Raw genomic sequence first — 25,047 nt, 5'->3', positions numbered from 1 at the left:
AAACTAAAAAAACACTTATGCATTCAGGAAAAAAATTCGGCGCAATAGAGTTTATTATCTGGACAAGAAGAAGTATCTATTGTTTAATTATTTTATCAGCCATTCCTACGGTACTTTACTTTTGTGGCTGGACTTTCTTTTCGTTTCCGTGGCAACCCATTGCAATTATGGGAACTGCCGTGGCTTTTATTGTAGGCTTTAAAAATAATGCAAGCTACAGCAGGCTTTGGGAGGCAAGGCAGATTTATGGAGCCATCATTAATGACAGCCGGAGTTTCGGATATATCGTAAGAGATGCACTTTCAGGAAAGAATCCGGGAAGAGTAAACGAAATGTTCTCACGTCATTATGCCTGGTTGACAGCACTCCGTTTTCAGCTTCGTGAACCCAGAAACTGGGAAAATATGAATACGGCACAATTTGATGAGTATTCAAAAAAATATGAAATTCCGGAAAGGCTTTCCAAAATAGAAGATGAGCTCAGAAAATATCTTTCAGATCAGGAAACTTCCTATATTTTGAGCAAGAAAAACAGGGCGACACAGCTGATGGCAAGGCAGAGCAAAGAATTATCCGAAGCGTATGCAAAAAGTGAAATTAATGATTTTCAATGGACACAGATTAACCAGCAATTGGTAAAGTTTACAGATAACCAGGGAAAAGCAGAACGGATTAAAAACTTTCCTTATCCAAGAAATTTTTCATCCATCACGACTTATCTTTTGCTGTTATTTATTGTTTTTGTGCCTTTCGGATTGTTGAAAGAATTTGATAAGCTGGGTGACGGAACTTTACTCGAAGGCTTTACCCTGTGGTTTAATATTCCTTTTTCACTGTTGGTGACATGGTGTTTTTATACATTAGACAGTGTAGGGGAGGCTTCAGTAAACCCTTTTGAAGGCAGCCCGAATGATGTTCCCATTACGCAGATCAGCCGAACCATTGAGATTGATATGAGAGATATGCTGGATGAGAGTAATCTCCCGCCGGCCATTGCTCCGAAAAATAATATTGTCCTTTAAAATAAGCTAACCGCAAAGACACAATCTTATAGCAATATTTTATGTTTTAAGTCGCAAAAAAAATAGGTCTTTACGGTTAATAAATAATTAACCTTTAAAATAAATATCTGAAATAATGATTCACAATTATGTCATAATATCAATCGCGGTATTGTTGTCTGTGATGATACTGGTGATGATTGGCCAGAAATTAAGAGTAGCTTATCCTATCTTCCTGGTAATTGCCGGGTTACTGATAAGCCTTATTCCGGGAATGCCTCATATTGAAATAGAGCCGGACCTGGTTTTCCTGATCTTTCTGCCTCCTATTTTATTTGAAGCCGCCTGGTTTACTTCCTGGCAGGATTTCCATAAATGGAGAAAGCAGATTTTTTCAATGGCATTTGGACTGGTTTTTCTTACCTCGGTCGTTGTTGCTTATCTTTCATCATCCATCATTCCAGGGCTTACCATAGCAATGGGATTCTTGTTAGGTGGTGTTAATTCCCCGCCGGATGCCGTAGCAGCTACCTCTGTTCTGAAGCATATGAAAATTCCGAAAAAAATTACAAGCATTCTTGAAGGCGAGAGTCTGATTAATGATGCTTCAAGTTTAATCGTCTTTAAATTTGCTTTGGCAGCGGTTATTTCAGGGCAGTTTGTTTTCAGGGATGCAGTGCAGGATTTTTTCACCATGGCTATTGGTGGAATTGCAGTGGGAGTAGGAGTAGGTTTGCTCTTTGGGGCCCTGTTGAGAATTATCCCGACAAACTCCAATATTGATACCGTTATTACCCTGATTGTGCCTTATATTATGTACATCGGAGCGGAACATTTCCATTTTTCCGGAGTATTGTCTGTTGTTGCAGGAGGTTTGTTAATGTCTTACAATTCCCACTGTTATCTGAGCCATACCTCGAGAATTCAGTCGGGGAATGTATGGAGTGTCTTAATCTTCCTGATGAATACGATTATCTTCATCTTAATCGGCCTTGAATTGCCTGTGGTGGTAGCTGCGATGAAAGATTATACTATTTCTGAAGGTATTTTCTACAGTGTAGTGATCGGTGGTGCCATTATCCTGACCAGAATAGTATACAGCTATGCACTGATGTATTTTCCGAGATTATGTTCTAAAGAACTGAGGCTGAAAGTCCCGAAACCCGATTGGCGGGAACCTTTCATTATCAGTTTTGCAGCGATGAGAGGTGTGGTTTCCTTAGCGGCCGCATTGTCTATTCCTGCTTTTTTACCTAATGGTGAAGCATTCCCCCACCGGAATATTATTTTATTCGTAACTTTCGTTATCATTTTGATCACTTTAGTCGGACAGGGATTATTATTGTCTCCGATTCTGAAACTACTGAAAATAAATGACGCCGGAAGTGAGCTGCCTGAGGAAAAACAGGAAGTAATTTTAATGAGAAAATTAAAAGAAACAGCTTTGCAGAAATTAGATGATTTCTCTGAGCTGGCAGAAAAAAACAGTCTGGTACGCCATCAGAAACATAAGCTGGAAAACGAAATGATGATGATGGCTGATAAAGCCCAATGTATGGCCTCCACAGGAGATTACGTTACTGCGATGAATGAAAATAAAGATGTGCTCCGGCAGGTGATTCAGGCACAGCGAAACGAACTTCACCGTATGAAACGCGAGAAAATATTTGACGATCATGTGATGAGAACCATAGAAATGCAGCTCGATTTTGATGAAGCGAAAATCACAGGTTTTTCACACAGCTAAATTTAAAATCCACAAAAATGGGTACCCCGATTATTGTTCAGTACACCGTTAATGCACCCGTTGAGAAAGTATGGAAAGCATTGACCGATAAGAATGAAATGAAATCCTGGTATTTTGATATCCCGGATTTCGAGCCGGAAGCAGGAACAGAATTTAACTTCTATGAGCCGGGAGAAGAGAAAAAATATCACCATCAGGGAGAAGTTCTGGAAATTAATCCCCATAAGAAGCTGAAGCATAGCTGGTCTTACCCTGAATTTTCCAAAGAAAAAACATATGTGACCTGGGAGCTTCAACAGACTGATAAGGGCACAATTGTTAAGCTTACTCATGAGGATATTGATAAGTTTAATGAGCTGGGAGATAATTTTTCAAGAAACAGTTTTACAGAAGGCTGGAACGGGATTATCGGACAAAGCCTGAAAACCTATCTTGAAGAATAATTGAGCTGAACACAAAGAAGTAAAATTTCATCAATCAATTTCTTTAAGGAGTAAGGATTTTACTATGATAAAACTCCATTCCGTTTATATTGAAAATCTTTGATTTTCATGCGCCTTAAAGATCCGGTATTGCGGTAAATTTGTGTCTTTACGTTTAACTTATTTTAATTTTAAACAAAACATCATGGTAAAATACACTTCCCTCCGTCCTGTCCTATGGACAGAAAACCTCGATGACACCATAGGTTTTTACATTCATGTCCTGGGCTTTTCATTATTGGGGAGAAATGATGACTGGCAATGGGCCTCGATCTGTAAAGATGATGTACAGATTATGCTTTCAGCTCCCAATGAGCATGAAAAATTCGAGGGAATAGGCTTTACAGGATCATTTTATTTCAATGTGAGTGAAGTGAATAACCTTTGGGAAGAGCTTAAAGCCAAAGCAAAAATCTGCTATGAAATTGAAACCTTTGACTGGGGAATGAGGGAATTTGCGGTTTATGACAATAACGGCTATATATTACAATTTGGTGAACCTGTAGATGAAATTAGCAAAGCGGAATAAAATTTGCTATTTTTGGGGAAATATTTAGAAATTCAATGAAGAAAAATATAATAGCAGGTTTTGCAGCGATCCTATTGCTGGCATCTTGTACCAATAAAGATGAAAAAATCCTGAGTACCCTGAACGATTATAACAATTCAATGGAGCAGAAGGGATATCATTTCGGTGATAAGCTCGAGCTTCCGAAAGATGTTTCAGAGAATGCGGAAAGCATTAGCATCAGTTTTGGTGACAAAGAAACTTCAAACCTGACGATTGATCCTAAATTTTTTACATTAGGAGACAATGCTGTAACATTTAATATTAAAACAAAAGGAGGGGCATCCCTGAATCAGGATGCTACCATCAACGTTTTTGCTAAAAGTCCCGAAAAAAATATTTCGTATCAGATTATAGCCGAATACCCCCACAACCCGGAAAATTTTGTTCAGGGTTTTCAGATAGAAGGAAACACCATCTATGAAAGTGACGGGCAGAACGGTGCATCACAGATATTAAAATACACGTTGGGAACTACAACTCCGCTTGCTTCTACAAAACAGGCTCAGGAAGATTTTTCCGAAGGAAGTACCATCGTGGGGGATAAAGTATACCAACTGACATGGCAGAGCAAAAAAGGCTATATTTATGATAAAACCTCTTTAAAGTTATTATCTGAATTTGCTTATCCAAACGTTCTTGGAGAAGGTTGGGGACTGACGTACGACGGTAGAAACCTGATTGCATCAGACGGAAGCAAGCTTTTATATTTCCTTGATCCGAAAGATCCTTCAAAAATGATTAAATATATTGCGGTTGCCGGAAGTAGTCAAGCTTACGATCAGCTGAACGAACTTGAGTACCATAACGGATTTATCTATGCCAATGTCTGGCAAAAACCGGTTGTTTTAAAGATCAATCCTGCCAACGGAGAAGTAGTAGGAACATTTGATTTTACAGAAATTGCCAAGCAGAATACCAAAGGAAGCGATGATGTGCTGAACGGAATTGCCTTTAAAGGTGAAAATATGTTGGTAACAGGTAAAAACTGGCCGAAAATATATGAAGTAGCTATTAAATAATAAAATTTCAGATGGCTTATCCTCTGATAAAATATGGCAGATAGCGTTCCGTTGGAGCGCTATCTGTCTTTAATAAACAGAATTTTACTGATCATTATGCCTGCTAATGAAATTAGTTATACGGGATAAATTTTACTATTTTTGGAGAACAAATTAGAAATTGAGTGAGAAATCATTTCGGAGATAAGTCTGATCTTCTGAAGGAGGTTTCGGAAAACGCTGAAAGGACCATGATCAGTTTTGGTGACAAAGAAACTTCAAATCTTGCGATTGCTCCTGAGTTTTTCACGTTGGGTGACAATGATAACACTTTCAATATCAAATATGCTGGTCACCGGAAAAAACTGGTCGAAAATTTATGAAGTTGTTATTAAGTAAATTATAAGTTTAAATTTGTACATGAAAAGCTAATTGATAAAAAAATATTTTCCCTTTCTTTTGTATTGTTAATGATTTTTAGATTTGCCAATTATCAAAGCGATATAAACAAGGTTTAAACAAAAAAATGTTAGATAAAGCTATAAATTAATTGAAATTATTTATTCTCATATTGGGGTTTGCTTTCTGTTCATTATCTGCACAGAAAGCTCTTCCGCTAGACACTTTAAAGTTAAAGGAGGCAGGAGATATGCTTGCTGATGATTACGGTAATCTGTATATCTACAAAAACAAAGATTTTAGCTTTACAAAATACGATTCCCTGGGAAAGCAGATCGGAAAAATGATGCTTACCGTACCCTATAAAGTTCAGACGGTTCAGAATCCTTTAAGTGTTCCGTTGTTCTCGGAAAATGCCCAGGAACTGAAATTTGTAGATCAGAACCTGAATGAGATCCAACGGATAGATTTCAAGCAGAAGTTTGCGTTTATAAAAATGGCATACGCAGAAGATCTTCAGCAGATATGGCTGCTGGATGAAAGCTCAAAACGACTGATTCAATATAATTTCAGGAATGATACGACGATAAATTCATACCCTTTTGATGCCAGTTTTGATGATCTTATGGACCTTCTTGTATTTGAGAATAAAGTTTATATTTTAACAAGGAAGCACTTCAGGGTTTACAGCCTGAAATTTGAAAAGCTTTTTGAAGTACCTTTAGAAAATGGAAAACGTTTCAGAAGGGAAAATGAATTCATCCTGGTGATCACAAATAATTCGATTCTTAAATACATTCCGGAAAAAGAGCTGGTTAAAATTTTTGAAGATCCTGATGCACAAATTGTGGATAAAAACACGCTTTCTTATTTTGAAATCAAAGCGAACAACCTTTATCTTTACAGCCTTGAAAAGAGTAAAGAACCTAAACTACAAACCGACCCTGAACAAAAACCAACAGAAAAGCCTTCTGATCAACCAAAAGAACAGTCGGATGATGCAACCGGGCAAACTGTGGAAAAGGTTGAGGAACAGCCTAAAGAACAATCTGCAGATAAACCTGCAGACGACACTTTACAGAAGCTTATAGAAGAGACTTCTGAAATTCAGGCCGTGGGTATTTAGTTTTTTACCGGATAAGTATCATTAAAAACATTAAGGAAAAAATTATGCATATTGCAGTTACAGGGAATATTGGGGCAGGAAAAACTACATTGACAACCATGCTTTCAAAGCATTACGGATGGGATGCACAGTTCGAAGACGTAGATCACAACCCTTATCTTGAGGATTTTTATGCGGATATGAGCAAATGGAGTTTTGCCCTGCAGATCTATTTTCTCGGAAGCAGGTTCCGTCAGGTAAAAGAAATCAGGGAAAGCGGTAAAAATATTATTCAGGATCGTACGATCTATGAAGATGCACACATTTTTGCAGAAAACTTAAATGATATGAATCTGCTTTCTGACAGGGATTTTAATAATTATGCTGCTGTATTCAACCTGATGAAATCTTTCGTTTCAGCACCAGACTTATTGATCTATCTGAAATCTGATGTACCGAATCTTGTGAAAAAAATCTATAAAAGAGGCCGGGAATATGAAGCATCCATCAGTATTGAATATCTTTCAAAACTGAACCAGAAATACGAAAAATGGATTTCAAACTATACAGAAGGAAAACTGCTGATTATTGAAGTGGATGATCTTGATTTTGTTGAAAAGCCGGAAGATTTTGGGTTTATTCTGGAAAAAATTGAGACTGAACTTCATGGACTATTTCAATGATTGACTTAAAAATATACATTTAAACTATTTTGTAAATTATTATTATTTTATAAAATTTACTTTTTAAATAAAGTAGAGGTGTTAATTTAAGAGAGTGGGTTTTAATTGGATAAAAATATTTAATTTTAGCTGAAAAGGATCGGTTTTCAATAATGATAATTTGATCTTGAAATTTTTAACCTTCAAACTACATTTATGTTTTTAAATATTAAACGATTATTGATATTTTTCCTTGTTTCAACATGTTGTTTTTCGTGTAATAAGCAAACAGAAAAGCCGGTTTCTCCTGATGCCGGCAGTGCTGTAAATAAAGATCATGATTTACCGGCAAAAGGCTCTGCTACCTTATCTAAAACAGATACAGTCAGGAAAGTTATTGATGGGAGAGCTTTGTTTATTGGTGAAATCCTGAGAAAGAAACTGCTGAAAGACGATATGAATATTCTTACCGGCAGTGATCGTATATTTCGTTATACAGAGGCAGACCTGAATGGAGATAATAATAAGGAGATCTTTATTATGATGAATGGAAGCTATTTTTGCGGAACCGGTGGATGTACTGTTTTCCTTTTAAACAGTAAAGGGCAAAAAATCAGTCGATTTACAGTTGTAGGTGGGCCTATAGCTATTTCTTCCGATAAAGCAAACGGTTGGGCAGATCTGATTATTCCTAGCAGAGGTCAAAATTACCAGGTAAAATATAATGGAAAAACATATCCAGGAAATCCGACCGTACAACCTGAATTTAAGGGAATGATACCATCATCTTTCCGGATTGTGCTGAGAGATAATGATGTAGAGTATAGCTTCTAAAGGAAACAGTTTTTACAAAAAACTTTGAAGAAAATAATCACCAGCTGTATAGACACACTTGAATTATAAAAGTTAATGAGTAATATTGTTTTAACAGTTTTTATCAGAAATTAATACTGCTGTCAACTCTTTTCTTCCTAAATTTGTTTATAGAATTTAATTTTTGACTTATATTATGCTGGTTAAAGTTTTACATAACGGAAACTGTTCTAAATCAAATGCCGTACTGGAGTATCTTGATGAAAACGGAGTGCCTTTTGAGATCATCAACATCGTTGAAGATCCTTTAAGCATTTTAGAGATAAAGACGGTATTAAAAAAATTGAACCAGAGTGTTTTTCATATCATCAGAAAAACGGAAAAACTATATACGGATAAATTTGCAGACAAAAATTATTCGGAAGAAGAATGGCTTAAAATCTTATCGGAGAACCCTTCCTTAATCCAAAGACCGATTCTTATAAAAGGTTCAGTAGCCATGTTGGGAAGACCTATTGAAAATGTAAAGTTTTTTATAGAGAAATAAAGAAAATCAAAATAAATAAAAGTCAGCTTTACGCTGACTTTTTGCTTTCTATAATAGAATGACGCCTTCTATTCTGGCGACTTCCTGGTAAATTCTGACCACCTGATCGGCATCCAGTACAAATGCATTGATGTTACAGGCTGTATATTTTCCGTTTTTACTTTCACGGTTTCCTAATGTGAATTTAATGCCATCAAAAACTTTATAAATTTCAGTGAGTTTTGCCTGGTCTGTCGGAATGATAAATTTAAATAAATAATCTTCCGGAAAATCGTGATGATCTTCCAGTTTTTCCTTCAGAGATTTATAAAAATCCTCCGGGCTGGCGTGTTGATTTCCTTGTAATATATCCATCTACAAATTTTAAATTATATATAAATATAACGAAATTTTATTTATTTTCCAAGTGGTCCCAGCAGGGCTTTGGAGTTCTGAATTTCGTAATCTTCAATGATGTTGAACAGTCCGTTTACCAACTGTTCGGAAGCAAGCTGGCTTAAGCCTCCTGCATTCACGGTATTGCTGTTCCCGCCTAACAAACTTCCCAGTAAATTGCTTCCTGACAAAGCTGTATTGATGGTTTTCACAATTCCGTATTGATTTAGCTGCTCATCTACTTTTGGGGTAATAGCTGCTACCAGTCGCTGAGCAGTTTTTTCTTTTAAGATCTGTGTTGCAGTCCCTTTCTCACCCTGAATAATTCTTGTTACGTCCTGTGCATTCAGGCTGTTCACTGCATCCACAAGGATAGGCTTTGAAATATTCACGGTATAGGAAGCTGCCTGGGCAATATATTCCCTTTCTTTTGCAACAAGTGAAGGGGCTATTTTTTCCAGCGTTGAATTGATTTCCCGCAATTGTTTAGGTAACGCTTTATCTACCATATTATTTTGCAGGAAAGCATCTTTATTGCTGTAAATTCCCATTCCCTTATCAATTCCGTTAATTAAAAACCTTTTAATAACTGATAAGCCAAGGTCACTTGTGGCTAAAGTAGTGCATGACTGTACAGAGGTATAGATTACTGTACCAACGCCTAACATAAGAGCTGCAGCGAAAATATATTTTTTCATTGATCTTTTTTCTTATTTTTTCAATTATTGAGCCAAAGTTAAATACTATTATCTGTTTAACAAATTTTTATAGAAATTAAATAATTCAATATTATTTGATTTATTTTTAATAATTTTAAGACTATGAAATTCATATAATAGAATCATTAACACCCAATCAAAATTATTATGAAAAATTTTATCCTATTCTTTTTTTTCTTTATAACCTTTATTGTTAAATCACAGGTTACTGTGGCATTTAAAGATTTTAAGGTAAATAATAGTGCTCATAGTATAAGCAATCCCATAAATCTGGGAACAGGAGGATCTGTAAATGTCAAATTTACAGTATTGCTTACAAAGTCATCAACCTATGTAGTAGGTAATTGTAAATTATTCATCAGAACGTACAATAGCTACGGACAGTATACGGATTTAGTGGACCCACTGAATATATATCTTCCGGATTCTGGAACCAGCTTTGCAACCGCTATTGATGCTAATATATCATCTACCTATATTACGTATGAACCTGGTAATTATTTATCAGTAGAGCTTGTAGCACAATCTTCGGGAGCAGTTTGGTATTCTCCAAGACCGGTTGTTGTAAAAACTCCTTCATTTACGCTTTCGCCAACAAGTATTACAATATCATGTGGTTCAACATCTCCTGTTACCCTTACTTGTAACAGCAGTACAAACGTGGGAACCTATGTGTATAAATGGAATGTTGGAAATGGATGGAGTAAAGATGGTAATCCGGTTTCAGGAATTATAACAACAAATACTAATTCTATTACTTTATCACCTACTGATCCTAATATTTTACCTTCCAATATTTCATTGGAAATTATTTGGAACACCAATTATTCTTTTGGTATAACTTGTTTAGTCAAAAGAGAAATATTCGATAGCTCAGGCTCTTTGCAAATTTTAGGGGGCTCGCCCACAGTGTGTGTTTTCCCAACGACCCAATTTTTTAGTATCAATTCAGGAAGTGGAAATACTGTTTCCTGGACTAGCTCGGATAACTCAGTCGGAGAAGTGCAGACAGTTAACGGGACTTCAACAAATGTTATTGTCAAAAGACAAGGAGAGTTTACTTTAACAGCGACCGTTTCAAATTCCTGTAACCAAACCAAAATTGTAACAAGAAAAATCTGGGCAGGAACTCCATTGGTTTACATGCCTAATGCATATTGTGGAAATCCTTATGACTCCGTTTGTTTCAATTCTAATTATAATGTGCCTACCGGACAATATAGTAATGTAGTTGTTGATGCATTAGGTTTTGATGGCACACCAAATTTAGATACAGATTTTGAATGGGAAAAAATTGACGGGCCATTTACGTTTGCATCGTATGGTAATGGTTATTATTCCAATGTATCAAACAACGGGACTAAAGTAACTGGAAGAATGGCCATATTATATATAACTTCTGGGTATAATTATATGCAGGTAAGGGCAAGAGCCAAAAATAGTTGTGGTTGGGGCCCCTGGAAAAATATTTTGTTCCAAAGTGGAGGTTCCAAAATGTCTTTAAGTATAAAAAATTATAAAGTTTCTCCAAACCCGGCGAGTGATTATATAAATATAGTTCCAGTTGATGAAAATGACACAGAAATAAATAAAAGCTCAGCAATTGTTTCCGCAGAATTATTTAATGCAACAGGAGTAAGAGTTGGTAAAACCGAATTACAGCATAATAAAGGAAAAATTTATGTTAACGGATTAAACCAGGGAGTATATACATTAAAAATATATACCAATAAACAACAGGAAGATCATCAGGTTATCATAAAATAAAGTAGAAATATATTCTTATAAAAAAAGCTGTTTTATCCTTTTAAAACAGCTTTTTGCTTTAGTTTAAGAATTTAATTGCAAAAAAATGAATACAAATTATGATTTTAATAAATTTTTAAGTTAACAAAAAAATTAAAAAAATTAAGTTAACTTAACATTGTTAGAGATATTTTTATAATTTTGAATAATGTCTTTTTTTGAGAATAACATGTTTTCCTTTATTAAAGGCAGTTTACAGGCGCTAAAGCTTGTTTTGAAATTTGATTGTACGAAATAAAAATGAACTATATGAAACAAAGTGATTTAAAGTATTCATGTCTCATTGCTGTTTTATACTTCGGTATGAATGTCAATGCACAGGTTACTCCTCAAGATACTGTTACTAAGGAGCAGAAGATTGAAGAGGTAGTGATGATCGGGTATGGTAGCCGTAAGAAAGTAGATAATACTACAGCTGTAAGTTCTCTGAATGCGGAAGAAGTAACAAAAACTAAAGTATTAAATGCAACACAAGCTATTCAGGGTAAGGCAGCGGGTGTTCAGGTAACATCATCTGATTTACCGGGATCTACACCTACAGTAATGATCAGAGGTCTTGGAACTGCTTTAGGAGGGCGAGATCCTTTGTATGTAGTTGACGGATTGTTTGTTGATAATATAAATAATATTAATTCTAATGATATCTTAACTTATGATGTGCTAAAGGATGCTTCTGCATTAGCTATTTATGGAAACAGAGCGGCAAACGGAGTTATTATTATTACAACTAAATCGGGAAAGGGAAAAGGAATCACTGTGGAATATGACGGTTTTACTGGAGTAAGAATGCCGTTGGAAAAAGTGAAAATGGCTGGAAGCAATTTATTTTCCAGTTATAATAATATAGCTTTTGGAGCAACAAGATATTCTCAGGATCAACCTGTAAATACAGATTGGTTTAATGAAATTACAAGAACAGGAACTTATAATCAACATAATTTATCATTATCCGGAGCTTCAGAAAATGCTAAATATTTCTTAAGTCTAAGTAATTATGATGAAAAATCAATATTGCAGGGAACGGACTATAACAGGTCTACTGTAAGAACAAATAATGAGTTTAAATTTTTGAAAAGAGTTACAATTTCTCAAAATTTAAGCGCAACATTTACAAATACTACCCCTAAACCATTAAGCGCTTTCACTGCTGCGTATAAACAATCTCCGATAGTTCCAGTGTATTTCCCTTCTGGTCAGTACGGTGTTTCTTTTGTAGGAAGTAATGGTTTTGCATCTCCAACAGGACAATCATTTAATAATGTTGGAAACCCTGTAGCAAGCTTAGCTTATAATAATGAAAGACAAAATTCATTTATTCTTCAAGGAGGATTAAAAATGGATATCGATCTGTTTAAAGGTCTTAAATTTACGTCTCAATTCTCAGGGGAATATTCTAATTTTAAAAGCTATAACTATGTACCCTCTTTAGCTATCTGGTTATCACAAGATCCAACAAGAGTTCCGGGGGGGTATAATACAGACCCTGATCCTGAAAAACAATTACCATTAAATTTATTAACCAACACACGTAAAGACTATTTTAACTGGGTTTTAACAAACTTCTTTACATATAATAAAAAGTTCTCTGATATTCATGATATTGAAATTACTGTAGGTACTGAATCTACTATGCGAAGTGGTGAAAATGAACTTACAATTCAGAGAAAAAATATGATTGAAAATAGTAATTATTGGGATATTTACGGTACCGGAACAGAAGCCTTTAATTACGCCGATCAAATCGTAAAAGCAAATTCAATTAATAGAAATAACAATACTACAAATTCTTACTTTGGAAGATTACAATATAAGTTAATGAACAGGTATTTATTAACAGCTACTGTAAGAAGAGACGGATCTTCGCAATTTTCAGAAGGAAATAAGTGGGGGACTTTCCCATCATTTGGAGCAGGTTGGGTAATTTCAGAAGAAGACTTCTTAAAAGATAATTCGATTATCAATTTATTAAAAATAAGAGCTGGTTGGGGAAGATTAGGAAATCAAAGAATACCTACAAATTATCTTCCTTTTGCCACAGGAGTAGAATATAATTACGCTTTTGGTGGAAGTAGTATTTCAAACGGAACTACTATAGATCAAATTTATGATCCAAATCTAGGTTGGGAAATTACGGAAGAAACAAGTGGTGGGATTGATTTTGAATTGCTTGACCGCAGATTAAAAGGATCATTTGATTTATACAGCAAAATTACTAAAAATTTAATTTTAGCATCTAAACCTGTTTCTACAACTGGATTATCAAAAGTAGGATACTCTCACCTAGGAGAAGTATCTAACAAAGGTATTGAAGTTTCATTAGGATGGAGTGATACTATTGGAAAAGATTGGAGCTATTCAGTTAATGGAAACTTTTCAGTAAATAAAAATAAACTTGAAAAATTATTTGATGGCTATAATCCTATTATAGGAGGTGGATTAGGAAATGGACAAGATACGAAGTACCTTAATGATAGTGCCATTGGACAGCCTCTGGGAAGTTTCTATTTATGGGAATTTGGAGGGTTAGATTCAAACGGCAATTTTACTTATGTGGATACAAACGGAAATGGGACAACTGGAGCTAATGATGCTAGTGATAGAAGGTTTTTTGGTTCATATATTCCCAAATCAACTTTAGGTATCAATGTTGGAGTTCAATATAAGAATGTAGATTTAAGTGTAAATGGTTATGGAGCTTTTGGACATAAAGTATATAATGGTAAAAAAGCACAGAGATTTGGTGGGGAAAACGTTGAATATGATGTAGCAAACAATTATTGGTCGTCAAGCAATACAGGATCTCCAAATCCAGCACCATTCAATGCTGTACCACTTGCCTCCACATATTATTTAGAATCAGGTGATTTCTTTAGAATTAATAATATTTCTTTAGGATACACCTTAAGCAAACCGGTAGATTATCTGTCTAGTTTGAGATTTTATGTAAGTGCGATAAACCCATTCATTTTTCAAAAATTCTCAGGATATTCTCCTGAATTGAACGCAAATGGAGATCCGTATGGTTTGACAGGTGTTGAATTGGATGCCTATCCTACATTAAGATCTTTTGTATTTGGTGTAAATGTTAAATTTTAATTAAGAATCTATGAAACGTAATATAATTTTAATTGCAGCATTATGTTCTGTTATGCTGGTAAATCAAAGCTGTGAAGGTGATTTTTTGAATACACAACCTACAGATGCAATCTCTGGACAAGAGTTGTCACTGATGAACAATAACGAAGGCGCAGAAAGTTTTGTAACTGCTATTTATGCTAAGTATTTAGATTGGAATATCAGTTCATTCGCATGGATAGGCGTTTCAAGTATTATAACCGATGACGCAGATAAAGGGTCCGATCCAAGTGATGCAGGTACTGATAAAGATATTTTAGATGCTTTAACTTTTACGGCAACTACACCTTCATTCCAATCTATTTGGGAAGGACATTATCAGGCGATAAACAGATCTAATCAGGCATTAAAGTTTTTACCATTATTAACAAATGCTGATGCAAATTTGAGAGCCAGATTAGAAGGTGAAGCTAAGTTTTTAAGAGCATTTTCTTATTTTATGCTGGTAAAATGTTATGGTGGAGTACCATTAGTTGATCATGTGCCTGTAGCTGGTAATGAAGATGACAGAGTAATGACTCTTACAAGAAAATCGAAAGAGGAAATTTACGCCTTTATAGAAAAAGACCTAAATGAAGCTATTAGTGCTCTTCCAGCTAAAAGTGCCTATACAGGAAACAATGTCGGGAGAGCAAGTAAAGGAGCAGCATATGCATTATTAGCAAAAGTTTCCCTCTACCAGAAGAAATGGCAACAGGTAATAGATAATTGTAATCTTGTAACCGGATATTCTTTAACACCTAATTTTGCTGATATTTATAGAGTTTCAGGTGAAAATAATCAGGAATCTATCTTTGAAATACAAGGATTAGGAGGGCAGGCTACCCCGGGTATTCAACAATATTCTCAGGTACAAGGGGCGAGAGGTGCCGGTGGCTGGGGCTGGGGATTTTGTACTCCAACACAGAATCTTGTTGATGCATATAATGAAGAAGGAGACACAGAAAGAAGGAATGCAACAATTATTTTCAGAAATTCTACATTATATGATGGGAGGGTAGTTCCTTCAACAGTTGCTGCTCCATATTATAATTATAAGGCATATTCTTCAGCATTTACAGGTTCTGATGATTCAGATGCTAACATCAGATACCTGAGATATTCTGAGGTATTATTAATGAAAGCTGAAGCAATGAATGAATTGGGACAAACAGCTCAGGCCGCACCCTTCTTAAATCAGGTTAGAAATAGAGCAGGACTTGCTAATACGACTGCAACTTCACAAGCGGATTTAAGAAACGCAATTTGGAAAGAAAGGAGACTGGAGCTGGCATTTGAACATGATAGATGGTTTGATTTGATAAGAACAGGCCAGGCACAGGCTGCTATGGCTGCAAATGGTAAAACATTTGTAACAGGAAAGCATGAGCTATTTCCAATTCCGAATTCGTTTATTATAGAGTCTAAGGGGATGTCTGGTCAAAATCCTGGTTACTAAAAAAAAAGAGAATGAAAAAATTACTTACATTCATATTATTACTGATTGTTAATTTTTATTTGGTTAAATCACAGGCATTGCCTGCATTTATTACTGCACCAGCCCCTCAAACCCAGTGTAATAATCTTGCAGGTAATTATTCTAACCAGTGGAGACCTAGTCACGGTAGCCCCAATGTTTTGGATTTAGGTTGTGGTAATAAAGTAATAAGATTGTATAGCAAAAATGAAAATATTACAACTAAGAAATCGGAAGGGATATTTATTGATCTTAATAATATTGGTATTACATTAGATACTTCTAAAAAATACAAAATTATTGTTACGTATCGTTACTCATTGCCAAGTAATCCTAATAGAGCAGTAAACTTTGATGTTTATTTTGCTAATGGTTTGATAGAAAAATCTACTAATAATTGTGATGAAGAGAAAGAACCTGTTGTGTCTGACAAATTAAAAATCCTTACTTTTAGCAACGGTGAATTCTTAGATGACACATATACTTGTCAAGTAAAGTCAAAAGAACAAGGTCAAATTGCACCTACTAAATCATACAAATACCTATGGATTGTTTCCAATATGAATACGACTTTAAATTTTAGAGAATATGTAGATATTGATAAGGTAGAATTATATTATGATTCTTCAGGAGCTGGTCAAACTTGTGAATTAGCTCCCATAAAAAATATTGTTGTTAATGATATTAAAACATCTTCAGCTAAAATTTCTTGGGATTTACTTTCAGGAGCTGTATCTTACAGAATAATAAATACATCAGGTAACCCTACACCAAAAATTGTAACCGATAATTTTGTAACCTTAGACAACCTTACACCGAATACTACATATACTGTAAGAGTCACAGCAATGTGTAGTTCTCAAAACTTATCAATCAATCAATATATAACTTTTAAAACACTTGAATGCCCCTTACCTCCTAATAATATTACTATTACTCCTTATGGTAATTGGTATAGATTAGACTTTGCTGATGTGCCTAATATAGCAATTTATAAAATAGAATGGATAGATCTTATTACAAATCAAACAGGAATATCTGATGTTTTGGCTCAAAATCATATATTCTATTATACTAATAATCCAAATGAATTCAAATTTCGATTGGCTTCTGATAGCAGTTGTAACTGGTCAGATTGGCAAACTGTAAATCCAAATAACTTTGATTGTAATTTAGGTAATTTACCATCTGATTTAAAAGTAGCAAATGATTGTTCATGTTCCACACCGGGTAGATATGGAAGTTTTGCAATATTTAGTTGGACACCAATAAATAATGTTGTTTCTTATCAGGTAGAATACCAAATTGTTTCATTAACAAATCCTTCTCAGGTTAAAACGGGAACTTTTGAAACTAATAATAACTTAACATGGTATCAAGGAGCTCAGGCTTATGACTTTACAGGAAATGTTATTATTCGATTCCGTGTAAAATATAAATGTATGCAGGGTATATGGTCTGAATTTACTCCTTGGTCATCAAACTTTGCTTGGTAACAAAATCAATAAATATGAAAAATATAAATTTAATAAAATCTATAGGAGCAGCTTTTTTGTTTGGTCTAATGAATCTAAGTTGCGAAGACAGTATTGACAAAGATAATCCGCCTATTCCATATGCTTCTATTGGTGGGTATCAAAATTCAGATGAAGTTGCAACAGATAATTTGATCAGTAAGATTAGCTTTGATGAAGGTTCAATTACTGACGCCAAAAATGGTGTTATTAATGGATTTGTTTCTGCTACAGGAACAAGTTTTGATGTGGGTTTTAAAGGAAAAGCTTATAAAGGATCAACGACAGGTTTTATTACTTATAATGACGTAAGTGATAAGATTAAAAATGTTAAAAGTTTTACACAAGCAATGTGGATAAAAACTTCGGTACATACAGGAGGTGCACAATGTCTTTTCATGCTTCCTAAAACTACAGACTTTTGGGGAAATATTTTCGTTTTAATTGAAGGGTCAACCGATGGGAAAATGTTAGTCAAATTTCATATTCAAAAAGATGTTACACCAAGTATTCCTTGGGCTGGACAATTTATTGAAACGGGAGGATCAAATAAATTAGAGAATATGTATGGTAATTGGAAGCACATGGTTTGGACTTATGACGCTACTTCTTCTATGTTTTCTTTATATATTGACGGTACGAAAATTCAGTTACCAGATAGTATAACAAAAAGATTTACAAATGATCCTACTCAAGGAGGAGTTGCTTTAGGCCCCCTTTCAAATTCCAATGTTTCTAAATTTGTCATTGGAGGCTATCAGCAACATTTGGGCACTCCTTGGGGAGCTCCTGATGGATGGATGTTGACGTATACAGGCATGATGGATGAATTCAGGATGTATGATAAAGCATTGTCTGCAGGAGAAATTGATGCTTTGTATAAATTGGAAAAAGACGGAAGATAATCGCAAAAGAGCCTCAAAAAAGGCTCTTTTTTTACAAAATTATATATGAAAAAAATACTGACAACAATATTATTTGTAGGGCTGGTATTCAACTCCTGCTCATCAGATGATTCATCATCAGGTACGGGAACGCCAATAGGTGGAGGAAATACGGAAACTCCTAATAATTATAGCGATGCCCAGCTTATAGAAATGGTACAAAAAGATGCATTAAAATATTTTTGGGATTATGCAGAATCAGGATCAAAACTGGCAAGAGAGAGATATCATACAGATAATCCTTCACAGGATGCTAATGTAGTGACTACAGGAGGATCAGGGTTTGGTTTGATGACCATTCTGGTAGGGATCAAAAATGGTTATATTGCCAAGCCTGAAGCTGTTTCAAGGCTTACAACTTCTCTGAATTTTTTACAGAATGCCAATCGTTTTCATGGGGCATGGCCACATTGGATGAATGGTACAACAGGCCAGGTTATTCCTTTTAGCATAATGGATAATGGCGGGGATTTAGTAGAAACCGCATTTTTGGCTCAAGGTTTAATTTGTATAAGAGAATATTTTAAAAATTCTTCAGATTCTGCTGAACTTGCCCTTTCTCAAAAAGCAGATACACTATGGAAAGGAATAGAATGGAGCTGGTATACAAAAGGAGAAAATGTCCTGTATTGGCATTGGTCTCCAAACTATGATTTTCAAATGAATATGCAATTAAAAGGTTTCGATGAAACATTGATTACTTACGTTCTGGCTGCTGCTTCTCCGAATTATTCAATCAGCAAGTCTGTCTATCAACAAGGCTGGTCAAGAAATGGAGGTATAAAAAATACAGGAACACAATACGGAATTCCTGTTGTTGTTAATCATAACGGAGCTAATGGATCAGTTGGTCCAATGTTCTGGTCACACTATTCATTTTTAGGATTAGATCCCAGAGGTTTATCAGACGAAAACGTAAATTATGGGGATGCAACTACAAACCACGCAAGAATTATGTATCAATATTGTCTGGCAAATCCAAAAGGTTGGCAAGGGTATAATTCTAAAAGTTGGGGGCTTACAGCAAGCTATTCTAGGAATGCTGATGGGACTACAGGGTATTCTGCTCATCAGCCTAATAATGATTTAGGGATAATTTCTCCTACTGCAGCCCTTTCAAATATGCCTTATACACCAACAGAAAGTATCAATATGTTGAGGTTTTTATATAATGAAAATTATAACAAATATATTGGAGCAGCAGGTCCTTATGATGCCTATTCTGTACACTATAATTGGGTTACGCAAAGATATTTGGCAATAGATCAGGGAACCATTGCACCTATGGTTGAAAATTATAAAACTCAGTTTTTATGGCAGCTGTTTATGAATGCTCCGGATGTTAAGCAAGGTTTAGTTAAATTAGGATTCCATTCTACACAATACGGATTTTAAAAAAATGATATAATGAAAAGGATCACATTATCGATTGCTGTTGCATCTATGTTTTTTGCTTATTCCTGCAAAAACTTCCAAGCCTCAAAACCTGAAATTTCAAAAGTTGAAGCCGTAAAAAGTAATATTACCGATGAACAGCTGATGGACAGAGTTCAGAAAGACGCCCTGAAATATTTTTGGGAGTATGCAGAGCCTCATTCTATGCTGGGACGTGAGCGTTACCATGAAGACAATATTTATCCGGATAATGATAAGCATGTAGTGACTACGGGAGGTTCCGGATTTGGATTGGCTACCGTTCTTGTAGGAGTTGAAAGAGGGTTTGTCCCAAGAAAAGAAGCTGTAAAAAGACTTACCAATATGATGGATTTCCTTGCTAAGGCAGACCGTCATAAAGGTGCCTGGTCACACTGGATCAATGGAGAAACAGGGAAAACAGTGCCTTTCGGTAAAAAAGATAATGGCGGAGATCTTGTGGAAACAGCATTTTTAACATCAGGAATTTTAATGGTTCGTGAATATTTTAAAAACGGTAATGCTGAAGAAAAAGCCTTAGCTCAGAAATGCGATGACTTATGGAAAGGAATTCAATGGAACTGGTATACAAAAGGCGGTGAGAAAGTATTATACTGGCATTGGTCTCCGGATTATCAGTGGGAAATGAACTTCCCATTGGAAGGTTATAACGAATGTTTAATCACTTACATTTTAGCAGCTTCATCACCCACCTATGCCATTGATGCAGAAACTTACTATAAAGGCTGGGCAAGAAACGGCGGCATTGTTTCCGACAAGACCCAATACGGATTGCCCATGTATGTAAAGCATAATGGAGCACAGGAATATGGTGGCCCGTTATTCTGGGCTCATTATTCATATATAGGGCTAGATCCTACAGGATTGTCGGATAAACTAGTGAAAAATTATTTTGATCTGAATAAAAACCAGGTTCTTATCGATTATAAATATTGTGTTGAAAACCCAAAACAATGGAAAGGCTACGGCCCGAATTATTGGGGACTGACAGCCGGCTACACAAGAAATGATGATGGAAGCACCGGCTACAACGCCCATTTCCCACAAAATGACCTTGGAGTAATTACGCCAACCGCGGCCTTAAGCAGTTTTCCGTATACCCCTAAAGAATCAATGGATTTTTTAAGATTCATCTACACCCAAAAACCTCAGTTTATAGGTACGGCAGGTCCTTACGATGCCACATCAATCAATTACAGTGACTGGTTTACACCAAGATACCTGGCTATTGATCAGGGAACCATTGCGCCGATGATTGAAAATTACAGATCCGGATTTTTATGGAAATTATTCATGAATGCTCCTGAAATCAAGCAGGGATTAAAGAAATTAAGCTTTAAATCTGAAAAATATAACATTAAATAATATATTTCAGGAGCTTAATCCTGCTTTCCGCTGTATCTTTTTTGTTACGGCCGGAGCGAAGCGGAGGCCGTAACAAAAAAGGATGTCGCTGTAATCGGGGCTAAATAATAAATAAGTGAATTTAGAATAGTATTTTACATCAATAGGAACGGGCTTTAGCCCGTTTGAATAAAAACAAAATCAAACGGCTTTAGCCAAAACCTGAATATTAAATGAAATTTAAAATAAAATTTATTCCTCTTCTGTTTCTGCCATTTTCCCTAAGCATGACTGCCCAGGAAATAAAAGCGGAATTGAACAAGGATTTTAAAAGAACAGAGAAAATATCCTATATTTTAGATTACCCACAGAAAGTTAAAGGAAGTGTTCCTTTAATTGTTTTCCTTCACGGTTCGGGAGAAAGAGGGAGTAACCTGGAAATGGTAAAAGCGCACAGTCCTTTCACATACAAAAACCTGATCAAAGAGCCTGTTGCTATTTTGGCACCTCAATGTCCGGCTGATATGTGGTGGGATACCGTGACGGTCTATCATTTAATTAAAGAAATTCAGAAGAAATATAAAATTGATGCTTCCCGTATTTACCTTACAGGTCTTTCAATGGGAGGCTGGGGAACATTGAAGCTAGCAATGGAACATCCTGAAATGTTTGCAGCTGTTGTTTCAGTTTGTGCTCCCACAGATCAGGTGATGACAGCGAACATCAATCAATACAAAGATTTAAACATGAAAATATTTCATGGTGGGATGGATGATGTAGTTTTACCCGAAAATGCTTTTGATTTTTATCAGAAATTACATCCGGTTAATCCAACTGCAGAACTGACGATTTTTCCTAATGATAATCACAATTCATGGGATTCAGCGTATTCAAATCCGGATTTGTACAAATGGATGCTGTCAAAAAGAAAAGAATTAAATAAAAATTAATCGTCAGGATAAAAAACTTCGCGATCTTAGCTAAATATAATGCTTATCGCTTTAAAAATTGAATTAATCAGGAAACTTTGCACCCTGTGTTTCACCTGAGAATTAAAACAAAAAATTGAACTATAATTTAAGAAGATAGATTTATGAAAAAGTTAATTGTAATCGCCACTTTAGCACTGGCGCCTGTATTTTCGGCTCAGGAAATGGTATCGAAGCCGGTTCAGTCTTATCAAACGGCTCAATATCAGGCAAAGAAAAAAGCTTTTGTAAATAACCTTTTGTCGAAAATGACTTTAGATGAAAAAATCGGACAGCTGAATTTACCAAGTTCAGGAGATTTTACTACAGGTTTGGCTCAGAGTTCTGATATTGGAAAAAAAATTGAACAAGGTTTAGTCGGCGGACTATTCAATATAAAAGGAGCTGACAAGATCAGAGCTGTTCAGAAAGTAGCGGTGGAAAAAAGCCGTCTGAAAATTCCATTGATTTTCGGAATGGATGTCATTCACGGTTATGAAACCACTTTCCCGATTCCATTAGGGCTTGCGGCCTCATGGGATATGAATCTGGTACAGCAGTCTGCAAGAGTAGCCGCTAAAGAGGCATCTTCAGATGGAATCAACTGGACATTTTCCCCAATGGTGGATATTTCCCGTGAACCCAGATGGGGAAGGGTTTCCGAAGGTTCCGGAGAAGACCCTTATCTAGGAAGTGAAATCGCTAAAAATATGGTGTACGGATATCAGGGCAAAGATTTATCTGTTGGAAATACCATTTTAGCCTGTGTTAAGCACTTTGCATTGTATGGAGCAGGAGAAGCAGGAAGAGATTATAATACCGTTGATATGAGCCATGTGAGAATGTTCAACGAATATTTTCCGCCTTACAAAGCGGCTGTAGATGCAGGTGTAGCTTCTGTAATGGCTTCTTTCAACGAAGTGGACGGAGTTCCTGCCACCGGAAACAGATGGCTTCAAACCGAAGTTTTAAGAAATAAATGGAATTTCAAAGGTTTCGTAGTGACCGATTATACAGGAATAAATGAAATGGTTGACCACGGAATGGGAGATCTTCAGCAGGTTTCTGCTTTAGCATTAAAAGCAGGAGTTGATATGGATATGGTTGGGGAAGGATTTTTAACAACCCTGAAAAAATCTTTATCAGAAGGAAAAATTACCCAGGCTGATATCGATATCGCTGCAAAAAGAATTCTTGAGGCGAAATATGATCTGGGATTATTCGATGATCCTTACCGTTACGGAGATGCAAAGCTGGCTGCAAAAGAAGTGTATAATATGGAAAACCGTAATATCGCCAGAAATGCTGCCGCTCAGTCAATGGTTTTGATGAAAAATGACAATCAGGTCCTGCCTTTAAAAAAATCAGGAACAGTTGCCGTAATCGGACCGTTGGTAAATAATTCGTTAAACATGGCCGGAACATGGAGTGTAGCTGCAAAACATGATCAGGCGGTTAATCTGATGCAGGGCCTTCAGGCTAACTTCGGAAAAGAAGTGAAATTTATTTCTGCTAAAGGAGCCAACATCGATTATGATGCTAAATTGGAAGATATCTATGCTGCCCACGGTAAAAAAACAGACCGGGACAACCGTCCGAAAGAAGCTTTACTAAAAGAAGCGGTAGATGTTGCCAACAAAGCAGATGTTATTGTTTTGGCAATCGGTGAATCTGCAGAAATGAGTGGTGAATCATCTTCAAGAACTGAAATTACCATTCCCCAGTCTCAGGTAGACCTTTTAAATGAATTGAAGAAAACAGGAAAGCCAATCGCAGTTGTACTTTTCACAGGCCGTCCTTTAGCTTTAACGAATATAAAAGATACTCCTGATTCGATCCTGAATGTCTGGTTTGCCGGTTCAGAAGCGGGAAATGCAATTTCTGATGTGCTGTTTGGAAAAGTAAACCCTTCAGGAAAATTACCGATGACATTCCCGAGAAGCCTTGGCCAGGTTCCTGTTTATTACAATGCCAAAAATACAGGCCGCCCGCTAAGCAAGGAGCTTACCGATAAATGTGAATACCAGAGATTCCGTTCCAACTATATGGATGAGTGTAATACACCGCTATATCCGTTTGGTTATGGATTGAGTTATACAAAATTCGGTTATTCGGATGTTACGGTTTCCAATGCAAACCCGAAAGGAAATCAAACCATCCAGGCTTCAGTTATGGTAACCAATTCCGGAAACTATGACGGAGCTGAGGTTGTTCAGCTATACATCAGAGATATGGTGGGAAGCATTACCAGACCGGTGAAAGAGCTGAAAGGATTCCAGAAAGTGATGCTTAAAAAAGGAGAATCTAAAAAGGTGACCTTCGACATTACGCCTGAAAACCTGAAATTCTATAATGGAGACTTAAAATACGACTGGGAATCCGGGGAATTTGATATTATGATCGGAACCAATTCCGAAGAAGTAAAACATTCAAAAATCAACTGGACAAAATAATATTTTAAGCCGCTCACAATGAGCGGCTTTTTTTGTATCTTAGAATTAAATTAACTAATACCATATTTTTGGCATACTTTTTACCAAATTGAAAACCATTAAAAATTTAAATATGAAAAAAACAGTTTTACTCGGCGCGATCTTCTTAGGTTCTTTTGCTTTTGCACAAAAAGTGGGCGGAGACAGAGACGTTCACGGATGTATCGGGTCGGCAGGCTATACCTATTCACAAATCAAAAATGACTGCGTAAGGGTTTTTGAACAGAAAATCAAATTAAAGGAAATAAGTTCGGATAAAAGTTATACTTCGATGACGGCTGTTATTTTTAGTAAAGACATGAAAAGAGCCGAAGTTTTCATCCCGGACGGAGCGGCAAAAAGCATTATCCTTGAAAAAGAAGGAAAAAACAAAATCTGGAAAAGTGGAAGCTATATTAAAGAAAGCTATGTTTTGACTCCTTATAAGAAGAATAAGAAAATGAGCTACCAGCTTAAAAAAGATGATGTTGTAATTTATAAATAAAAAAAGAGGCTGTCTCAAAAGGGGCAGTCTTTTTTCTGTCTCAAAATTTGT

General features: G+C 35.8%; 22 protein-coding genes. 20 read left to right on the top strand and 2 right to left on the bottom strand.

The window, feature by feature from the left end; genetic code table 11:
• Nucleotides 1-17 precede the first annotated feature (17 nt).
• The 10 genes from PMI13_RS16380 to PMI13_RS16335 all read left to right on the top strand — a co-directional run bounded on the left by PMI13_RS16380 (nt 18) and on the right by PMI13_RS16335 (nt 8,325).
• Complete coding sequence (locus PMI13_RS16380) at nt 18-1,022, top strand: bestrophin family protein (RefSeq protein WP_007845752.1); 1,005 nt, start codon at nt 18-20, stop codon at nt 1,020-1,022.
• 115 nt (nt 1,023-1,137) lie between these two features.
• On the top strand, nt 1,138-2,748 hold the full coding sequence (locus PMI13_RS16375; RefSeq protein ID WP_007845750.1) for a Na+/H+ antiporter: 1,611 nt from the start codon (nt 1,138-1,140) through the stop codon (nt 2,746-2,748).
• Between the two features lie 17 nt (nt 2,749-2,765).
• Nucleotides 2,766-3,191 (top strand): SRPBCC family protein, encoded by a 426-nt coding sequence (locus tag PMI13_RS16370; RefSeq protein WP_007845749.1) that lies wholly within the window; start codon nt 2,766-2,768, stop codon nt 3,189-3,191.
• Between the two features lie 184 nt (nt 3,192-3,375).
• Entirely contained in the window at nt 3,376-3,759 is a 384-nt protein-coding gene (locus tag PMI13_RS16365) for a VOC family protein (protein ID WP_007845748.1), read from the top strand.
• Nucleotides 3,760-3,794: 35 nt separating this feature from the next.
• Complete coding sequence (locus PMI13_RS16360; protein WP_007845746.1) at nt 3,795-4,820, top strand: glutaminyl-peptide cyclotransferase; 1,026 nt, start codon at nt 3,795-3,797, stop codon at nt 4,818-4,820.
• Nucleotides 4,821-4,984: 164 nt separating this feature from the next.
• Nucleotides 4,985-5,182 (top strand): hypothetical protein, encoded by a 198-nt coding sequence (locus PMI13_RS16355; protein WP_034670127.1) that lies wholly within the window; start codon nt 4,985-4,987, stop codon nt 5,180-5,182.
• Between the two features lie 167 nt (nt 5,183-5,349).
• The gene (locus PMI13_RS16350; RefSeq protein ID WP_007845732.1) at nt 5,350-6,324 is read left to right on the top strand and encodes a hypothetical protein; all 975 of its coding nucleotides are present in this window, start codon (nt 5,350-5,352) and stop codon (nt 6,322-6,324) included.
• A gap of 44 nt (nt 6,325-6,368) precedes the next feature.
• Complete coding sequence (locus PMI13_RS16345) at nt 6,369-6,986, top strand: deoxynucleoside kinase (protein WP_007845731.1); 618 nt, start codon at nt 6,369-6,371, stop codon at nt 6,984-6,986.
• 195 nt (nt 6,987-7,181) lie between these two features.
• Complete coding sequence (locus PMI13_RS20750) at nt 7,182-7,799, top strand: hypothetical protein (protein WP_007845729.1); 618 nt, start codon at nt 7,182-7,184, stop codon at nt 7,797-7,799.
• Nucleotides 7,800-7,974: 175 nt separating this feature from the next.
• Nucleotides 7,975-8,325, top strand: a complete 351-nt coding sequence (locus PMI13_RS16335; protein WP_007845727.1) for an ArsC/Spx/MgsR family protein — start codon at nt 7,975-7,977, stop codon at nt 8,323-8,325.
• Nucleotides 8,326-8,373: 48 nt separating this feature from the next.
• Here the strand turns inward: PMI13_RS16335 and PMI13_RS16330 are convergent, their stop codons facing one another.
• Nucleotides 8,374-8,679, bottom strand: coding sequence for a DUF493 family protein (locus PMI13_RS16330; RefSeq protein ID WP_007845726.1), 306 nt, complete (start codon nt 8,677-8,679; stop codon nt 8,374-8,376).
• Between the two features lie 41 nt (nt 8,680-8,720).
• Nucleotides 8,721-9,398, bottom strand: a complete 678-nt coding sequence (locus PMI13_RS16325) for a DUF4197 family protein (protein ID WP_007845724.1) — start codon at nt 9,396-9,398, stop codon at nt 8,721-8,723.
• Between the two features lie 168 nt (nt 9,399-9,566).
• Between PMI13_RS16325 and PMI13_RS16320 the strand changes: the two genes are divergently transcribed.
• The 10 genes from PMI13_RS16320 to PMI13_RS16275 all read left to right on the top strand — a co-directional run bounded on the left by PMI13_RS16320 (nt 9,567) and on the right by PMI13_RS16275 (nt 24,996).
• The gene (locus PMI13_RS16320) at nt 9,567-11,186 is read left to right on the top strand and encodes a T9SS type A sorting domain-containing protein (RefSeq protein ID WP_007845722.1); all 1,620 of its coding nucleotides are present in this window, start codon (nt 9,567-9,569) and stop codon (nt 11,184-11,186) included.
• A 288-nt stretch (nt 11,187-11,474) separates the two neighbouring features.
• On the top strand, nt 11,475-14,321 hold the full coding sequence (locus tag PMI13_RS16315) for a SusC/RagA family TonB-linked outer membrane protein (protein ID WP_007845721.1): 2,847 nt from the start codon (nt 11,475-11,477) through the stop codon (nt 14,319-14,321).
• A gap of 10 nt (nt 14,322-14,331) precedes the next feature.
• The gene (locus PMI13_RS16310) at nt 14,332-15,798 is read left to right on the top strand and encodes a RagB/SusD family nutrient uptake outer membrane protein (protein WP_007845719.1); all 1,467 of its coding nucleotides are present in this window, start codon (nt 14,332-14,334) and stop codon (nt 15,796-15,798) included.
• Nucleotides 15,799-15,809: 11 nt separating this feature from the next.
• A complete protein-coding gene (locus PMI13_RS16305) occupies nt 15,810-17,312 on the top strand; it encodes a fibronectin type III domain-containing protein (RefSeq protein WP_007845718.1) in 1,503 nt (500 codons plus the stop codon).
• A 14-nt stretch (nt 17,313-17,326) separates the two neighbouring features.
• The gene (locus tag PMI13_RS16300) at nt 17,327-18,235 is read left to right on the top strand and encodes a LamG domain-containing protein (RefSeq protein ID WP_007845717.1); all 909 of its coding nucleotides are present in this window, start codon (nt 17,327-17,329) and stop codon (nt 18,233-18,235) included.
• A gap of 45 nt (nt 18,236-18,280) precedes the next feature.
• Nucleotides 18,281-19,669, top strand: coding sequence for a glucoamylase family protein (locus PMI13_RS16295; RefSeq protein ID WP_007845716.1), 1,389 nt, complete (start codon nt 18,281-18,283; stop codon nt 19,667-19,669).
• Nucleotides 19,670-19,681: 12 nt separating this feature from the next.
• Nucleotides 19,682-21,073, top strand: coding sequence for a glucoamylase family protein (locus PMI13_RS16290; RefSeq protein ID WP_007845715.1), 1,392 nt, complete (start codon nt 19,682-19,684; stop codon nt 21,071-21,073).
• A gap of 212 nt (nt 21,074-21,285) precedes the next feature.
• Nucleotides 21,286-22,002 (top strand): carboxylesterase family protein, encoded by a 717-nt coding sequence (locus PMI13_RS16285; RefSeq protein WP_007845714.1) that lies wholly within the window; start codon nt 21,286-21,288, stop codon nt 22,000-22,002.
• A gap of 143 nt (nt 22,003-22,145) precedes the next feature.
• A complete protein-coding gene (gene bglX, locus PMI13_RS16280) occupies nt 22,146-24,473 on the top strand; it encodes a beta-glucosidase BglX (RefSeq protein WP_007845713.1) in 2,328 nt (775 codons plus the stop codon).
• 112 nt (nt 24,474-24,585) lie between these two features.
• The gene (locus tag PMI13_RS16275; protein ID WP_007845712.1) at nt 24,586-24,996 is read left to right on the top strand and encodes a hypothetical protein; all 411 of its coding nucleotides are present in this window, start codon (nt 24,586-24,588) and stop codon (nt 24,994-24,996) included.
• The last annotated feature ends 51 nt before the right edge of the window (nt 24,997-25,047 follow it).

This window comes from Chryseobacterium populi, from assembly GCF_000282115.1.
Classification (GTDB): Bacteria; Bacteroidota; Bacteroidia; order Flavobacteriales; family Weeksellaceae; genus Chryseobacterium; species Chryseobacterium populi.
Note: the sequence above shows the minus strand (reverse complement) of the source record. Positions and strands in the feature narration are given on the sequence as shown.

What these genes read in the sequence shown, in the direction of transcription:
- PMI13_RS16315 (WP_007845721.1), top strand. Translation starts at nt 11,475, where the DNA reads ATGAAACAAAGTGATTTAAAGTATTCATGTCTCATTGCTGTTTTATAC.
- PMI13_RS16305 (WP_007845718.1), top strand. Translation starts at nt 15,810, where the DNA reads ATGAAAAAATTACTTACATTCATATTATTACTGATTGTTAATTTTTAT.
- PMI13_RS16330 (WP_007845726.1), bottom strand. Translation starts at nt 8,679, where the DNA reads ATGGATATATTACAAGGAAATCAACACGCCAGCCCGGAGGATTTTTAT.
- PMI13_RS16370 (WP_007845749.1), top strand. Translation starts at nt 2,766, where the DNA reads ATGGGTACCCCGATTATTGTTCAGTACACCGTTAATGCACCCGTTGAG.
- PMI13_RS16295 (WP_007845716.1), top strand. Translation starts at nt 18,281, where the DNA reads ATGAAAAAAATACTGACAACAATATTATTTGTAGGGCTGGTATTCAAC.
- PMI13_RS16285 (WP_007845714.1), top strand. Translation starts at nt 21,286, where the DNA reads ATGAAATTTAAAATAAAATTTATTCCTCTTCTGTTTCTGCCATTTTCC.
- PMI13_RS16310 (WP_007845719.1), top strand. Translation starts at nt 14,332, where the DNA reads ATGAAACGTAATATAATTTTAATTGCAGCATTATGTTCTGTTATGCTG.
- PMI13_RS16365 (WP_007845748.1), top strand. Translation starts at nt 3,376, where the DNA reads ATGGTAAAATACACTTCCCTCCGTCCTGTCCTATGGACAGAAAACCTC.
- PMI13_RS16320 (WP_007845722.1), top strand. Translation starts at nt 9,567, where the DNA reads ATGAAAAATTTTATCCTATTCTTTTTTTTCTTTATAACCTTTATTGTT.
- PMI13_RS16290 (WP_007845715.1), top strand. Translation starts at nt 19,682, where the DNA reads ATGAAAAGGATCACATTATCGATTGCTGTTGCATCTATGTTTTTTGCT.
- PMI13_RS16275 (WP_007845712.1), top strand. Translation starts at nt 24,586, where the DNA reads ATGAAAAAAACAGTTTTACTCGGCGCGATCTTCTTAGGTTCTTTTGCT.
- PMI13_RS20750 (WP_007845729.1), top strand. Translation starts at nt 7,182, where the DNA reads ATGTTTTTAAATATTAAACGATTATTGATATTTTTCCTTGTTTCAACA.
- PMI13_RS16300 (WP_007845717.1), top strand. Translation starts at nt 17,327, where the DNA reads ATGAAAAATATAAATTTAATAAAATCTATAGGAGCAGCTTTTTTGTTT.
- bglX (WP_007845713.1), top strand. Translation starts at nt 22,146, where the DNA reads ATGAAAAAGTTAATTGTAATCGCCACTTTAGCACTGGCGCCTGTATTT.
- PMI13_RS16335 (WP_007845727.1), top strand. Translation starts at nt 7,975, where the DNA reads ATGCTGGTTAAAGTTTTACATAACGGAAACTGTTCTAAATCAAATGCC.
- PMI13_RS16345 (WP_007845731.1), top strand. Translation starts at nt 6,369, where the DNA reads ATGCATATTGCAGTTACAGGGAATATTGGGGCAGGAAAAACTACATTG.
- PMI13_RS16325 (WP_007845724.1), bottom strand. Translation starts at nt 9,398, where the DNA reads ATGAAAAAATATATTTTCGCTGCAGCTCTTATGTTAGGCGTTGGTACA.
- PMI13_RS16380 (WP_007845752.1), top strand. Translation starts at nt 18, where the DNA reads ATGCATTCAGGAAAAAAATTCGGCGCAATAGAGTTTATTATCTGGACA.
- PMI13_RS16360 (WP_007845746.1), top strand. Translation starts at nt 3,795, where the DNA reads ATGAAGAAAAATATAATAGCAGGTTTTGCAGCGATCCTATTGCTGGCA.
- PMI13_RS16375 (WP_007845750.1), top strand. Translation starts at nt 1,138, where the DNA reads ATGATTCACAATTATGTCATAATATCAATCGCGGTATTGTTGTCTGTG.